Genomic DNA, 15349 nt, shown 5'->3' on the forward strand with positions numbered 1-15349 from the left:
CGCGAATTATTATTCTAATTAATAATTATCATCCTAAAGACTCTTCATCACTCAAATGTTCCGCTTCAGCTTTTTTTGTATGATCTTCTGCTAACCAAAGATACATTGAAGGAACAACAAAAAGAGTAAATAAAGTACCAATTGAAATACCCATTGCAATCACTAAACCAATGTTATAGCGACTCGCAGCACCGGCGCCCGTAGCAAAAATTAAAGGGATAACTCCTAAAACCATAGCCGCGGTAGTCATTAAAATAGGGCGCAATCGAATTGCAGCAGCCGCTTTAATTGCATCTAACTTTTTTTGTCCATTGGCTTGTAAGTCATTGGCAAATTGTACAATCAAAATACCATGCTTGCTGATAAGACCAATTAAGGTAACCAAACCTACTTCGCTATAGATATTAAGATTTGCTTCACCAATACCTAAACTAACAAAAATCATCGCGCCACAAATCGACATGGGCACACTAATCAATACAATAAGCGGATCACGGAAACTTTCAAACAAGGCAGCTAATGATAAAAAGATAATAATGAGCGCGAAGAAAAAAGTAGTGATCAGACTAGAACCTTCTTGAATAAATTGTCGTGATTGCGACGCGTAATCTATGTAATACCCTTGAGGTAAAACTTCCTTGGCAATAGTGGCAAAAGTATCCAACGCCTTCCCCATTGATACGCCAGGAAAAGCAACGGCAGAAATTGTTGCTGAGTTAAGCTGTTGAAAGTGATTTAAAGATTCAGGAACAATTTGTCGTTGCAGACTCGCAACGGTGGAAAGAGGGATTGAGTCTCCAGAAGCAGTTTTTATATAATAATTTAATATCTGATCCGCATTTAGACGAGTGTCTCTCATCACTTGGGGAATAACCTGATAAGAACGACCTGCGTAATTAAAATAGTTAATATATCCCTCACTAAGTGCTGAGCCAAACAAATTACCAATATCCTGCATGGTCAAACCAAACTCGGAGATTTTATCGCGATCTAAATTAATCTTTGTCTGAATTTGATCGATTTTGAGATCCGGATCAATATAAGCAAAAATACCCGAAGCATACGCTTTATCTAAAATACGCTGTAACACATCGTTTAATTTGTCAAAAGTTTCCGTCGTATTAATAACAAATTGAATAGGAAGACCACTCCCTCCTCCTGGTAAAGAAGGTAACTGAAACGCAGCTACTTTAGCGCCTGCAATTTTATCAAGTTCATTTTGCACTAACGGTTGCAATTGATTCGAGGTTCGCTGGCGTTGATCCCATGGTTTTAAAACCATACCAATAATAGAAGTATTTAACCCTTGAACTCCATCGACTTGAAAGATGTGATCCGTTTCAGGAAATTTTTTAAAAATTTCATTCACCTCATTTGCATAAAGTTTAGTTTGAGCTAAGGATGAGTTAGCTGGAGCGGTAACTTGAGCAATAATGACACCTAAATCCTCTTGTGGTGCCAACTCAGAATCTGTTGTAATAAACAGAAAGTAATTACTACAAAGAATAATCGCAGCAAAGACAATAACTACCGGTAGATGATTTAATGTTTTAGATAAAATTCGTTCATAAAATTTCTCTAGTTTTGCAAACGAATTATCAACATAAGTCATAAATCGTCCTTTAGCCCCCCCATCACCTAATTTAAGGAATTTAGAGCACATCATCGGAGATAAAGTTAATGCAATTACAGCAGAAACAGTGACTGCGCCTGCAAGTGAAAAGGCAAACTCTGTGAACAAAGCACCAGTCAAACCGCCCATAAATCCCACCGGCAAATAAACAGCAATTAAAACCACTGTAATTGCAATAATTGGATTTGCTAATTCCCGTGCTCCCAATAAAGCCGCTTTAAATCGAGTCTTTCCTTCTTCAATATGACGTTGTACGTTTTCTACAACAATAATCGCATCATCAACTACCAAGCCTATTGCAAGCACTAACGCTAATAAAGTGAGCAGGTTAATTGAGTACCCCAGGATGAGCATAATCCAAAATGCACCAATCAGAGATAAGGGAATAGCAACTATTGGAATAACAACGGATCGAAGCGAGCCAAGAAAGATAAAAATAACCGCGGTTACAATAAAAAATGCTTCTAATAAAGAAAGAATAACTTCATGAATGGAAGAATTAACAAATAAACTGGCATCATATACGATCTTGCTTTGCAATCCTTGAGGCAATTGTTCCTGAATGGTTGGAAATATTTTTTTAATATCATCAATTACTGTCAAAAGGTTAGCGGAAGGTGCCACAACAATACCAATATAAACTGCTGTTCGCCCATCAAAACTGACTGAAGAATTATAATTTTGGGCCCCTAAACTCACCGTAGCGACATCCTCCAAACGAATAATTGCTCCATTTTGGGCTTTAATGACCATCTTCTTGAATTGATTCACATCAGTAAGATCGGTACTTGCAGTCAGGTTTTGAATAAACATCTGTCCATCCGTACGACCTACTGCGGAAATAAAATCATTATTTGCAAGAGCAGCTCCGATTTCTGCTGCAGAAATACCATATCCAGCCAGCTTCACCGGATCCAGCCAGGCGCGTAAAGCAAAAGTTTGATTCCCGAGGATCTCTGCTTTTTGTACGCCATTAACCGCCTGTAATTTAGGCTGTACTACACGAATCAAATAATCGGTAATTTTATTGATTGGCAATTCATCGCTGTAAAATCCTATATACATTGACTCAATCGTTTGCCCCACCGACACAGTAATTACTGGTTGTTGAGAATTTTTAGGTAGCTGATTCAGAACTGCATTCACTTTGGTAGTGATATCTGACAATGCTTTTAAGGGATCATAATTCAGTAGAAGATTTACTGTAATCGTGCTGGTACTTGGAGAACTAACTGATGTCATGTAATCAATACCATTAGCCTGTGCTATGGAATTTTCTAAGGGTGTAGTAATAAAACCGGCAATAACATCGGGATCAGCCCCGGTATAAACTGTAGTAACGGTCACTATGGCATTTTGAGTAAATGGATACTGCATTATGGGCAAAGAATTAATAGAGCGTAAGCCCATTGCTAAAAGCATCAAACTAATCACTGTAGACAGTACAGGTCTTTTAATAAAAATATCCGTAAACCGCATTCTTACAATCCTTAGATTATTCTTTTATCCAAACGAGTAACTTCGTAACCTGGATGAAGCGCGGCCTAACCCGGGAATGAGACGTTCACTCAATCCAGTCCCCCCTAGTTCGGGCTACAAAACTATCATCACGTTGTATTATCGTTATTTCTCAACTATCTCTGGTGAGGCCTCATTACTCGGTTGTATTTTGTTATTTATTATGATCTGGCTGCCGTTCTTAAGCTTTAATTGGCCACTGGTAACTACAATATCTCCTGCTTGTAACCCTTTTAATATAGCGATTTGATCGCCTCGAGTTTCTCCAACGGTCACAAAAATCTGTTTCACTACAAGAATTGGTTGATTATTTTTATCTTTTTGTCCGCTGTCTTTAACCAGATAGACAATATCACCATAAGGATTAAAGCTAATTGCCGATTGCGGTAACGTTAGATAGTTTTGTTTCGCTCCTGTAACAACCTCTACTCGAGTAAACATACCTGGCTTCAATTTAAAATCAGGATTAGGCAGAGTCGCCTCCACCCGAACATTACGATTAGTGCTATCTACAATAGGTTCTATAGTAGTGATTTTTCCTTGAAAAATTTCATCGGGGAACGTGTCGGTAACAACATGTACTGTTTGCCCAAGTTCTAACTTTGCTAAAACTTGTTGGGGTAAATAAAAATCAACATAAATCGGATCTAAAGACTGTAATGTAGTTACCGCATCTCCTACATTAAGATACTGTCCTGGATTAATATTATTAATACCTAATTGGCCAGAAAAAGGGGCACGTATCGTCTTTTTTTCCGCTGTTGCAGCTTGTTGTGCAACTTGAGCTTGTAAGTTTTTTAGATTCCATTCATCAGCATCTAGAGTCTGTTTACTTACTGCATGAACCATATATTGCGCTTTATCGCGTTTATAGGTAATTTTTGCCAATTCAACTTGCGCCTGTAATGAGTGCAATAATCCAAGTTCAGCTCCTGCATTCAATTGCACCAAAACAGTGCCTTCTTTAACTGCTGTACCTGGGGTGAAATAAATTGTTTGTACCATACCCGCAAGCTCTGTAGTGACATTCACACCTAATCGTGCCCGTATGCTGCCTACTGCCTTTAAAGTGGGTTGCCATGATGAAGGCTCTACCTTCATCGTGGACACCGTAACTGGAGGTGACTTCATTTGGAGAAAAAATTGGTTTCTCATGTAATGAAAAAAAGCCTTCCAACCAAAAATCAGGCCGAAAAGAACTCCCACGGAAACCAACATAATGATCATCTGTTTTTTCAAAAAAATTTCTTTCATCATAGACACTCTTTGACACACCAAGGTTTATGCCACCAGCCCCCGCCTAAGGCCTGGAATAATGCGGCCGTATCACTGTAACGCGCAGCTTGTGCTTGAATACGAGTAATTCGCGTCTGTTGGTACTGCTGTTGTGCGTTTAATAAATTGATGTAACTTACCCCACCTAAACGATATTGCTTTAGGGTCAGGTTTAAAGAATCTCGAGCGGCATTTTCAGCTTTTATTTGCGCTTGCAATGTACGCGCATCGGTTTCTATTCCTCTTAAAACATCCGCTACATTTTGAAAAGCTTGCAATACCGTTTGTTTGTACTGCGCAGCGGTCTGTTGATAAGCTGCAATTGCAGAACGTCGTTGCGCCCATAAAGCGCCGCCATGGAACAAAGGTTGCATTACTTGGCCGGTTAGAGCCCAAACTTCATTCCTTTTGGTGAAAATGTTTGCAAACGAGGTATTAAGCCATCCCTCATTGGCGGTAATAGTAAATTGTGGAAATAAATTGGCTGTTGCTACTCCAATTTGTGCACATGCTTGATGAAGTAATGCTTCAGAGGCACGCACATCAGGACGCTGACGCACCAGATTTGAAGGCAAGCTCACAGGCAACTCCGTAGGTAGCCTTAAGCGGTCCAATTGAATAATGGGCAAAGGAGCCTCTGGAAAAGTCCCTACGAGCGTAGATAAAGCATGTTTGGCCTGAGATAAGTTTTTTTGGAGTGGTGGCAAAGTTGCTTTGGTCTGTTCAAGTAAGGTTTCTTGGGTCAATACATTTTCTTTGGAAACACCCCCTAAACGATATTGGTCATTTAAAACATTAAGAAGCCCTTGTTCTGCTTTGATCAAATCAACTGTAGCTTCAATTTGTGCTTGGTAAGATGCAACAGCCACTGAGGTGGTAACGATATTAGAAGTCAGCGTCAAATAAGTAGCAATTACTTGAAATTGCTGGTAATCAACCTGAGCTTTCAATGCTTCAATTTGACGCCGTGCTCCACCAAAAACATCCAGGGTGTAGGATAAATTAAATGAAGTATAAACCAGATTAAACGTCACACTGTCACTTGGAATACCTATTTGCAAACCTGAATAACGCTGCCTTTGTACCATCTGAGATGCATCTATAGACGGCCACATTGAATTGCCAATTTGAACTTTAAGGTTTTCCTGAGCTTGACGCAAAGCGGCTGAGGCTGCAGCTAAATTGGGGCTATTTGCTAATCCCATATGAATTAGTTGATTGATTTCAGGTGAATGATAAAGTTCCCACCACAAAATAGGGATTTCTTTATTGGTAATAAACCTTTGTGCCTGACCACCTGCTCCAGGTGTGTTTACGGTTTTTTTCGGTAATGGTTTTTCAGTATATTTTTTGACTTTTGGTGGCTTGGGTGAATGAAAATTAGGTCCTACCATACAAGAAGTTTGCAACACTGTACTCAGCGAAACCAGTATAAAAACTTTTATATGCGGTCTAAAATCAAACACGAACGACAATCCTTTGCCAATCATCTGATGAATAATTATTAATTTATCATGGATCCTCGTGGGTTGACAGTTTCAGTGAACAGAATTGTTATTTTTAGTGAAGGTATTGCAGTTTAATTTAATTGAATAAAAAATAAACACGCAGTACAATGAGCACTACTTTTCATGGTCTATCTTGAAATTCTATGGACGATCAATGAGTAAGGAACTAAATATGCCTGCTGTAAAAATAACAGGAATGGGGAGTTATTTACCCAGAAATAAAGTTCTATCCACTGAACTTGATTTAAAACTTAATCGGCCCCAAGGAACGGTACAAAAAAAGTCCGGATTGATTTCGCGACACTTTGCATCTGCTGATGAAACAACGTCTTATATGGGAGCACAAGCGGGATTAATTGCAATCCAAAAAGCAAATATACAATTAACCGATATTGATGTCATCATCAGCGCGTGCGGCGTAGGTGAACAAGCAATTCCCTGTACTGCTGCATTAATTCAAAAACAACTAGGATTGGAACAATCAGGAACCGCATGTTTTGATGTAAACAGTACTTGTTTAAGTTTTATTAATGCCTTAGACATTGCATCATATTTAATCGAGGGAGAGCGATTTAAACGTGCTCTAATTGTTTCTAGTGATATCGCGTCGGCAGGATTGAATTGGCAAGATATGGAGACGTGCACTATTTTCGGCGATGGTGCTGCAGCCTGTGTGCTTGAAAAAAGTAATGGAACAAATCGAATTCTAGCATCACATCATGAAACGCATAGTATTGGTTCTACGTTCTGTCAAATAGAGGCAGGAGGTACGCGCTTACCAGCTAAAAATCCGTTACTGCGTATAGAACAAAGTCTATTTTATATGGAAGGTAAAAAAGTATTCAAATTAGCTTCCAAATTATTAGACAATCTCATGGACAATCTCTTCAGCAAAGCCAAGCTTAACCTATGTGATATAGATTGGTTCGTCCCGCATCAAGCAAGCTTGCTCGCGATGCATCACGTGCAGAAGAGATTAAATATTCCAACTGAAAATTTTGTTTCTATTTATCCCTATTATGGAAATCAAATTGCCGCATCTATTCCTACCGCATTATACACTTTAATTAATAGCAAACAGTTACAACGTGGGCAATTAGTGTTATTAATGGGTACCGGAGCTGGGCTGGCAGCTGGTGGTATCATCTTGGAGTACTAATATGGTTTGCGTTGTAACAGGAGCTACGGGTTGTCTCGGATTGAATTTGACCCAAAGATTGCTCAAAGACGGCCATGAGGTAATCGCCCTGGGGCGCAATGAGCAGCTTGGCAAAATCATTACTCAATCTGGCGCACAATTTATAACTGTCGATTTACTACATCAAGAGAAGTTAAAAAAAATAACTCAGAATGCTCAAACTATTTTTCATTGTGCGGCCCTATCTAGTCCTTGGGGACGGTATAAAGATTTTTATGATGCCAATGTGCTAGGCACCCAACATGTAATTGAAGCAACTCCCTTAAATACGCGCTTAGTTCATGTTTCATCACCAAGTATTTATTTTAATTTCACGGAACAACATAATATCAAGGAAGATGTTCCGTTACCCTCAAGACCGGCCAACTATTATGTAAAAACCAAATTACTTGCTGAAGCTCTGATTGATAAGGCCTTTCAAGAAAAAAGCCTTAATGTGATTACGATACGCCCACGAGCAATTTTTGGCCCTTATGATCGGGCCATTTTACCGCGCATCCTCCAAAATGAAAAAAAAGGGGTACTGCCTATTGTTGGAAATGGAACAAATGTAATTGATATCACTTATGTTGAAAATGTTGTAGAAAGTCTGCTTTTAGCAGCACAAGCGGATCAACAATTTTGCGGTAACAAATACAATATAACCAATGGTGAACCACGAGCGCTAATAAGCATTATTTCCGAACTTTTTAGTGTCTTACAAAAGCCATTTATACCTAAATTTATCCCCTACTCGATTGCAAAAATATATGCTGCGTGTGCAGAAGAATTCTATAGCCTCCCATTTATTCGAAAAGAACCACGTTTAACCCGATACAGTGCAGCTGTTTTATGTATGGGGCAAACATTAAATATTGAAGCGGCCCAAAAAGATTTAGGTTATCAACCTAAAGTCAATATCAGACAAGGAATAGAACATTTTGCGGAGTGGTATCAAAGATCATGATAGAGTATCAATTATTTGAAGTTGGTTTTTGCAAACATTGTGCGCGAATGACCCTGCAGAATGCTCATTGGAAACAAAGCGAATACCCTGCCCTCTGTGCTTTAATCAAACATCCAACTCGAGGTTATATTCTATTCGATACGGGTTATAGCAACCGATTCTACGAATTAACCCGAAAATTTCCTTTTTCCCTTTACAGAAACCTAACACCGGTACTACTGAAAAAATCACTTAAAGAACAATTAGCAGAACATAATATCCAGTCTTCAGAAATTAAAGGAGTTGTGATCTCACATTTTCATGCAGATCACATTGGTGGTTTAAAAGATTTTCCTAATGCTCAATTTTTCTGTCATCCTGATGCCATAAGCAACATACATCAAAAAAAAGGAATAAAAGCATTAATGCAGGGATTCTTACCCGGATTACTTCCTAAAGACTTTTATGAGCGCCTGGTTTTATTAAAAAACGAAGTTGCGCTGAACGCCAATCTATTCCCTTTTACCACTGGATTTGATCTCTTTAAGGATGGAAAGCTCATTGCGATCCCCTTACCAGGACATGCCAAGGGACAAATAGGTTTATACTTTAAAGCGGCTCAAGAAACCTTTTTGCTTGCAGACAGTTGTTGGCATCAAGAAACTTTTAAGAAAATGATTTTTCCAAGTAATCTCACTTACTTGATTCACGATAATAAAGAAAGTTATCAGCAAACAATCAAGAAATTGCACCTACTTTTTAAAAATAATAAAAAAATCGATATGATTCCATCCCATTGTCAGCACATACGGGCACGTCTTTCAGGGATTCGAGCATGATACTTAGACTTCTTTATTATTATTTCAATACCCAATTTCTGCGAAAACGATTTAAATCACGAGACCAATTAGCTGCTTATCAGGAAAAGCAATTTAGAAAGTTAATAAAAAAAACCTTATATAAATCTCCTTTTTATCAACCCTATTTGGATAAGCCATTTAAGGAATGGCCAATTATCAACAAAAAAATAATGATGCAGCACTTTGATGAAATAAATACGGTCAAAATAACGAAGGATCAGGCCTTGAAGCTGGCTTTAAAAGCAGAAAGCACACGCGATTTTTCCGCCTTAATCAATGGGATTGCCGTTGGACTTTCTTCTGGCACATCAGGAAATCGGGGTTTATTTCTTGTCAATGAAAAAGAACGCGATGCCTGGGCTGGCATTTTATTAGCTAAGGCCTTGCCCAAAGGCTTAAAGAGAAAAGAGCGCATTGCCTTTTTCCTTAGAGCTAATAATAAGCTCTATACAAATCTCAGCAAAGGTAAAAAAATTCAATTTCATTTTTTTGATTTACTCGAAAACTTCGAAATCCATCTTGATCGCTTAAATAAAATACAACCCACCCTTTTATCAGCACCGACCTCTGTATTACTGGCTTTATCAAGGGAAAAACAACGCTTATCAATTACTCCCGAAAAAATTTTTGCTGTTGCTGAAGTTATGGAACAACGTGATGAAGAAATTATAAAAAACGCCTTTAATTGTCAGGTCGCGCAAGTATATCAATGCACGGAAGGATTTTTAGCCATTAGTGATAAAGACAGTAATCATTTACTAATGAATGAAGAATATTTAATTATCGAAAAGGAGTGGTTGGACGAAAAGCGATTTGTACCTATTATCACGGATTTATTGCGAACAACACAACCCATAATCCGCTATCGTTTAGATGATGTGTTGATTGAAGAACAATCAAATGACGTTTTTACCAGGCTGGAAAGGATTGAAGGCCGTGTAGGTGATATTTGTTATGCAACCCAAAATAATAAGGTATTTCCCCTCTTTGCCGATCTGATACGTCAGAAAATGGCCTCCTTCACTTTTGAATTCGATGATTACACCATCCAACAACACGCTTTAAATCAATTTACAATTCAAATCACCCCTGACTTGCCCGATAAAGATGCATTAATCGCTCATTTAAACGAATTATTTCATGCACAAAAGTACGATATCCCTTCATGGCAATGGCAGCCTTTTATAAAAAAAGAGCTTGGGGCCAAAAACCGAAGAATTCAAGCCCTCCCTAAAATCGCGCCGTCTGTTTAAATTAATTATAAAATGGACATTAAAAGAGTAGGACTCACAATCTTGTTCCTGTATAATGCTTTTTTTTAATACAAGTCACATGAATTTTTTATGCAATCTAGACACTTTTTCACCACACCTAAAATACTTTCAAAAATAACTGTTGAGATGGATGACCTTGCATTCACAAACGATCAATTTACTGCATTGATTACTGATGGGGTTTGTACGTGCATTGCTTTTATGATTAGAGGCCAATACTGGGATGAGGAGCTTGAAGAAAAAATCAATTTTTGTGGCTTATATCATTGGTCAGGCTTTGGATATTCAAATAAAAACAAAGACCAGTTAGCCCAAGAAACCTTTGAAGATTTCCTGGAAGGTCTTCGTGCCGAATTTAACCTATTTCCTCATATTCCGATTGACATCATATCACTTCGATTTATCGGTGGGGAAAAAGAAGAAATTGACGGTGATGAAATAACCTCACATGGCACAGAAGCCGAAGTTAACTCATTAACAAAAATAGTCCAACAATATGATTTTAAGGGACATTTTTTTAATCTTCATCCTGATGCAATTGAGCATCATCATTTTTTAACCAGTGGCAATGAATTCATTACAATTACCGCAACACCCCACACTTGTGAGTTTTATATTAATTCAGGGATAGATGAAGATTTAACTTATCATCCAGAATTAGGCTCCCCCTAAGGGGAGTCGTAAAGAAATTATTGTGATGCTTTTTGAATGTCTTTACCCACAGTAGATACGTCTTTTCCAAAGCCATGAACCGTTCCACAAGAACTTAGTAGGCCAAGTGTTGTAAGACAAATACTTACGATCGCTATTTTTTTCAGAGTATTCATAATTCTCCCCTCTTGTTGTTTTTAAAAATTTCCTTTATGTACATAATTCTAGTCCATATTTTTATAAAGTTAGAAATTAATAGTCAGTTTAAGTAATATGATCACTAATGTATTTCTCAAAAAATATTGATACATTATCCAATTTCACGCATATAAAGGGAAATAAATTTTGCGATTCTCTTTAGTAACTTGTATTTTAATCACGTTCGCATCAACAGGCTGTTCTCTGTTTGGTGAACCCCATACGAGTACAGAACCACTCAATTCAACTAAGCTAGCAGTAAAACACGTTTATAAAAAACCTGAACAAAGCAAATCAGTGCATCATTTTAAACGATTTAATGATCCCCATTTATCTCAACTCATCTCTGTCGCTCTTGCTGATGCCCCTGATATGCACAGTGCCAAAGCACGAGTGATACAAGCCCAACAACTTGCAAAAGTCGCCTCATCATCATTATGGCCATTTATAGGCTCGAGCGGTTATTTGGAACAATTTTACTTTCCAATACATGGCAAAATACCGCCTCCAATTAACTCGATAAAAATCGATCAAGCAAAAGTTGCAGATATTGGCTTAAAATTTAATTATGAGCTCGATTTCTGGGGCAAAAATAGAGAAACCTTAGCCACTAGATTAAGTGAAACATTTGCGGCACAAATGGATCTAGCCGAAACCCAGCTTGTTTTGAGTGCTTCTATTGCGACCGCTTATTTTGAAGTACAAAATAACATTATCCAACAACATTTGGCCAAAGAAAACGCACGCTTGTTAAAGCAGCTTGCTGATATCATCGCAGATCGCGAACGACAAGGCATTGAATCAAATATTCCTGTACAAACAGCGGTGGCTAATGCTCAGGAAGCCATCTTATCCATAGAGGATTACAAGCGTGCTGAAATGCAATCGCGACATCAATTAGCCGTTTTAATGGGTAAAAACCCCTTAAATACACAAATTGATCCAGCACCTTTTGTTTATGACGAAAAGCAACTCCAGTTACCCACAATAATCCCAGCAAATATACTCGCACAAAGACCTGATATTGCTTCAGCACGTGCTCTTACTGAAGCTGCAGCACATCAAGTGAATGTTGCAAAAACCGCTTTTTTCCCCAATATTAATTTGAAGGGTTTACTCAGCTTACAAAGTCTATACTTTAGCAAAGCTTTTAATATATGGCTCCAAAACGATAATGCCGCTGCGGCTTTTGATTTACCTATTTTTGATGCAGGTGCAAGAAGAGCGAATCTTGGGGTTAACTATGCACAATTTGAACTTGCAGTGAACCAGTATAATCAAACTATTTTAAATTCATTACAACAAGTCAGCGATCAACTTTCTACTCTAAAAATACTTAAGACTCAAATTACAGCACAGAACCAAGCGTTAATTAATATCCAATCCAATTACAAATTATTCCAGGCGCGTTATACTCAAGGAATTATTGATTACACCCAACTAATTGAAATAAAACAGTTACTAATCCAGCAAAAAGCTATTTTGAATAATTTACAAACACGTCAAAAGCAAGCTTTTGTAGCCTTATTAGCAGCTTTAGGTGGAGAGCTATAGAATTATGGCCGAAAAAAAAGAAACTGAAGTCGAATCGAAAAAAGTTGGTGCAACAGTTAAAACATTATATAAACGAAAAATTGCTATGTTCGCCCTCGGCAGTATTTTTTTACTTACTGCATTGATATGGATTCTCTATTGGCTCATTTGGGGACGATTTGAACTCTATACCGATGATGCCTACGTCAACGGAAATATGGTGCAACTGATGCCTCAAATCTCCGGTACTGTTATCTCGATTAACACTGATGAAACTCAATTGGTTACTGAAGGCCAAATCATAATTAAATTGGATCCTACCGATTATGCAATAGCGCTACAAAAAGCGAAAGCAAATCTGGCACAAACCGTCCGACAAGTACGTCAGTATTTTGAAAATGCCGCTCAGGTACAACAAAATGTGAATGTAAACAAAGCAAATCTGGTTAAAGCGCAATTGGATTTAAAACGTCGCGAAGGGCTAGTTGGTAATCGAGCTGTATCCCGTGAAGAGATGCAACATTATAAAACAACAGTGGAAGCGGCAAAAGCAACTTATGATAGCTCATTGCATCAACTAGATGCAGCTCTTGCGTTGGTTGAAAATGCACATCTGTATACTCATCCACTTGTTGAAACTGCCAAAGCCAATCTAAAAACAGCTTATCTGAATTTTCAAAGAACAACTATTGCCGCCCCAATTACTGGTTACGTCGCAAAACGTAGTGTGCAACCGGGACAGCAAGTATCGCTCAACTCCGTCATGCTGGCGATTATTCCACTCCACGATACTTGGGTAGATGCAAACTACAAAGAATCTTCTCTAAATGATATTCGCATTGGTCAGCCAGTTACTCTCTATGCTGATGCTTACCCTGAAATGACTTATCATGGAAAGGTTGTTGGTTTAAATGCGGGAACAGGCTCAGCTTTTTCTTTACTCCCACCACAAAATGCAACAGGGAACTGGATTAAAATCGTGCAAAGACTTCCTGTGCGTATTAGTTTAAACCCCATTGAATTGAAAAAAATTCCATTACAACTAGGATTATCCATGCGAGTGACTATTGATACGCATCACTTAGACGGCAATCGGATTCCACAAACGACCGAGTCTAAGATAAAATATCACACAAAAATTTATAAAAAACAGCTCGCAGAAGTAAATTCCCTTATTGACGAAATTTTACATGCAAACTCCCCCGATATGTTCCTTCCAAGGACAAAATCATAATGGCTGATCATCTTCCACTAGTTGGTAGTAGATTAGTTCTGATGACCATTTCTTTGTCATTGGCTATCTTTATGAATGTCCTTGATATCTCGATTGCTAATGTAGCCATTCCGACCATTGCAGGCGATTTAGGCGTTAGTCCAGATAATGGAACTTGGGTTATAACTTCTTTTGCTGTAAGTCAAGCCATTATGCTGCCGCTAACTGGATGGCTAGCCAAGCGTTTTGGCGAGGTTCGTTTATTTATTTTCTCCTCAACCTTATTTACAATCGCCTCTGTGCTTTGTGGATTATCAATGAGTTTGGAAATGTTGGTTTTTTTCCGAGTGATTCAAGGTGCGGTTTCTGGACCAATGATTCCTTTATCACAAAGTATTCTCCTGGCTAATTATCCTCCTGAAAAAAGAGGATTGGCAACTGGTATATGGACCATGACTGCTGTTGTGGGACCAATATTTGGTCCAATTCTGGGCGGGGTTATTACCGATAATTATACCTGGCCCTGGATTTTTTATATTAACGTCCCTGTAGGTATCTTTTCAGTAACATTTACGCTGATTACTCTTAGTGGAAGAGAGACACCTATCACTAAATTACCAATTGACTTTATTGGCTTGATATTATTATCAATAGGCGTTGGCTGTTTGCAAATTTTATTAGATAAAGGACATGATTTAGATTGGTTTCATTCACCGTTTATTGTTTCTTTAGCAATCATCTCGACAGTTACGCTTAGCTTTTTAATCATTTGGCTTTTAACACAAAAACATCCAATTATTGATTTATATTTATTTGCTAATCGCAATTTTACTATTGGGACAATGAGTTTAACCTTAGGGTTTATGGTGTATTTTTCCACTGTAGTTATTTTCCCGTTATGGCTACAAACGCAAATGGGTTACACCCCAACTTGGGCAGGATTTGCAGTTGCTCCTGTAGGGATCTTACCCTTCTTTTTAACACCTATTGTCGGTATTTATATGGGTAAATTTGATTTACGCATTATTATCAGCCTTGGGTTTATTGTGTTTGCGGGGACATGCATATGGCAATCTACTTTTTACACTGAAATGAGTTTTATTCAACTGATTAGACCTCGATTTATTCAAGGGATTGGCCTTGCCTTTTTCTTTACCCCATTAATTGCACTTATTTTGACTGAACTGCCTCCTGATCGCTTGGCGAGTGCATCGGGCCTTGTCAACTTTTGTCGAATTTTAGGTAGCAGCTTTGGCACATCAATCAGCGTCACCTTATGGAATCATAGAGAAGCGTTACATCAAAGCCATCTGGTGGAGCAAATAACCGCGTACAATCCCTTAGTTCAACAATCACTCAATCAATTGCATTCATTGGGAATTTCGGGGCTCAAAGGGTTTGGAGTCCTCTATGCAACGATAATCAATCAAGCATTTATGCTCGCTACGAACGACATATTCAGACTCGCAGCTTGGATTTTCATATTCTTGCTTGCCATGATTTGGCTTGCTCAGCCCACCTTTGTACGCTCACCCGTAAGGATTACAGCAGAGTGATTGTTTT

At 38.3% G+C, this 15349-nt stretch carries 12 protein-coding genes; 8 read left to right on the forward strand and 4 right to left on the reverse strand.

Features of this window, described 5'->3' with window-relative positions; genetic code table 11:
- Nucleotides 1-28: 28 nt before the first annotated feature.
- The 3 genes from ELY20_RS05210 to ELY20_RS05220 all read right to left on the reverse strand — a co-directional run bounded on the left by ELY20_RS05210 (nt 29) and on the right by ELY20_RS05220 (nt 5892).
- Complete coding sequence (locus tag ELY20_RS05210; protein ID WP_110141681.1) at nt 29-3112, reverse strand: efflux RND transporter permease subunit; 3084 nt, start codon at nt 3110-3112, stop codon at nt 29-31.
- Between the two features lie 144 nt (nt 3113-3256).
- Complete coding sequence (locus ELY20_RS05215) at nt 3257-4405, reverse strand: efflux RND transporter periplasmic adaptor subunit (RefSeq protein ID WP_110141777.1); 1149 nt, start codon at nt 4403-4405, stop codon at nt 3257-3259.
- Entirely contained in the window at nt 4405-5892 is a 1488-nt protein-coding gene (locus ELY20_RS05220; protein WP_110141680.1) for an efflux transporter outer membrane subunit, read from the reverse strand. The genes ELY20_RS05215 and ELY20_RS05220 overlap by 1 nt, the downstream gene beginning before the upstream one ends.
- A gap of 214 nt (nt 5893-6106) precedes the next feature.
- On the opposite strand from ELY20_RS05220, the gene ELY20_RS05225 reads away from it, so the two are divergent.
- The 5 genes from ELY20_RS05225 (at nt 6107) to ELY20_RS05245 (ending at nt 10863) form a co-directional block, all read left to right on the forward strand.
- Nucleotides 6107-7093 (forward strand): beta-ketoacyl-ACP synthase III, encoded by a 987-nt coding sequence (locus ELY20_RS05225; RefSeq protein ID WP_110141679.1) that lies wholly within the window; start codon nt 6107-6109, stop codon nt 7091-7093.
- Nucleotide 7094: 1 nt separating this feature from the next.
- Nucleotides 7095-8078 (forward strand): NAD-dependent epimerase/dehydratase family protein, encoded by a 984-nt coding sequence (locus tag ELY20_RS05230; protein ID WP_110141678.1) that lies wholly within the window; start codon nt 7095-7097, stop codon nt 8076-8078.
- A complete protein-coding gene (locus tag ELY20_RS05235) occupies nt 8075-8896 on the forward strand; it encodes an MBL fold metallo-hydrolase (RefSeq protein ID WP_110141677.1) in 822 nt (273 codons plus the stop codon). The genes ELY20_RS05230 and ELY20_RS05235 overlap by 4 nt, the downstream gene beginning before the upstream one ends.
- Complete coding sequence (locus ELY20_RS05240; protein ID WP_110141676.1) at nt 8893-10170, forward strand: F390 synthetase-related protein; 1278 nt, start codon at nt 8893-8895, stop codon at nt 10168-10170. The genes ELY20_RS05235 and ELY20_RS05240 overlap by 4 nt, the downstream gene beginning before the upstream one ends.
- Nucleotides 10171-10260: 90 nt before the next feature.
- Nucleotides 10261-10863 (forward strand): hypothetical protein, encoded by a 603-nt coding sequence (locus ELY20_RS05245; RefSeq protein ID WP_110141675.1) that lies wholly within the window; start codon nt 10261-10263, stop codon nt 10861-10863.
- Between the two features lie 17 nt (nt 10864-10880).
- Here ELY20_RS05245 and ELY20_RS05250 read toward each other — a convergent pair whose 3' ends face one another.
- Nucleotides 10881-11018 (reverse strand): entericidin A/B family lipoprotein, encoded by a 138-nt coding sequence (locus tag ELY20_RS05250; RefSeq protein WP_110141674.1) that lies wholly within the window; start codon nt 11016-11018, stop codon nt 10881-10883.
- Between the two features lie 169 nt (nt 11019-11187).
- Here ELY20_RS05250 and ELY20_RS05255 point away from each other — a divergent pair, with 169 nt between their 5' ends.
- Genes ELY20_RS05255 through ELY20_RS05265 form a run of 3 tightly spaced genes read left to right on the forward strand, consistent with a single transcriptional unit; the run spans nt 11188 to nt 15342 of the window.
- Nucleotides 11188-12594 (forward strand): efflux transporter outer membrane subunit, encoded by a 1407-nt coding sequence (locus tag ELY20_RS05255; RefSeq protein ID WP_110141673.1) that lies wholly within the window; start codon nt 11188-11190, stop codon nt 12592-12594.
- A gap of 4 nt (nt 12595-12598) precedes the next feature.
- Complete coding sequence (locus ELY20_RS05260; RefSeq protein WP_110141672.1) at nt 12599-13807, forward strand: HlyD family secretion protein; 1209 nt, start codon at nt 12599-12601, stop codon at nt 13805-13807.
- Nucleotides 13807-15342, forward strand: coding sequence for a DHA2 family efflux MFS transporter permease subunit (locus ELY20_RS05265; RefSeq protein WP_110141671.1), 1536 nt, complete (start codon nt 13807-13809; stop codon nt 15340-15342). Before ELY20_RS05260 ends, ELY20_RS05265 begins: the two co-directional genes overlap by 1 nt.
- The last annotated feature ends 7 nt before the right edge of the window (nt 15343-15349 follow it).

The organism is Legionella qingyii (genome assembly GCF_003990155.1).
GTDB classification, from domain to species: domain Bacteria; phylum Pseudomonadota; class Gammaproteobacteria; order Legionellales; family Legionellaceae; genus Legionella; species Legionella qingyii.

Excerpts from the sequence above, each read along its gene's own strand:
- ELY20_RS05265 (WP_110141671.1), top strand. The coding sequence starts at position 13,807 with ATGGCTGATCATCTTCCACTAGTTGGTAGTAGATTAGTTCTGATGACC.
- ELY20_RS05230 (WP_110141678.1), top strand. The coding sequence starts at position 7,095 with ATGGTTTGCGTTGTAACAGGAGCTACGGGTTGTCTCGGATTGAATTTG.
- ELY20_RS05225 (WP_110141679.1), top strand. The coding sequence starts at position 6,107 with ATGCCTGCTGTAAAAATAACAGGAATGGGGAGTTATTTACCCAGAAAT.
- ELY20_RS05245 (WP_110141675.1), top strand. The coding sequence starts at position 10,261 with ATGCAATCTAGACACTTTTTCACCACACCTAAAATACTTTCAAAAATA.
- ELY20_RS05250 (WP_110141674.1), bottom strand. The coding sequence starts at position 11,018 with ATGAATACTCTGAAAAAAATAGCGATCGTAAGTATTTGTCTTACAACA.
- ELY20_RS05235 (WP_110141677.1), top strand. The coding sequence starts at position 8,075 with ATGATAGAGTATCAATTATTTGAAGTTGGTTTTTGCAAACATTGTGCG.
- ELY20_RS05210 (WP_110141681.1), bottom strand. The coding sequence starts at position 3,112 with ATGCGGTTTACGGATATTTTTATTAAAAGACCTGTACTGTCTACAGTG.
- ELY20_RS05240 (WP_110141676.1), top strand. The coding sequence starts at position 8,893 with ATGATACTTAGACTTCTTTATTATTATTTCAATACCCAATTTCTGCGA.
- ELY20_RS05215 (WP_110141777.1), bottom strand. The coding sequence starts at position 4,405 with ATGAAAGAAATTTTTTTGAAAAAACAGATGATCATTATGTTGGTTTCC.
- ELY20_RS05260 (WP_110141672.1), top strand. The coding sequence starts at position 12,599 with ATGGCCGAAAAAAAAGAAACTGAAGTCGAATCGAAAAAAGTTGGTGCA.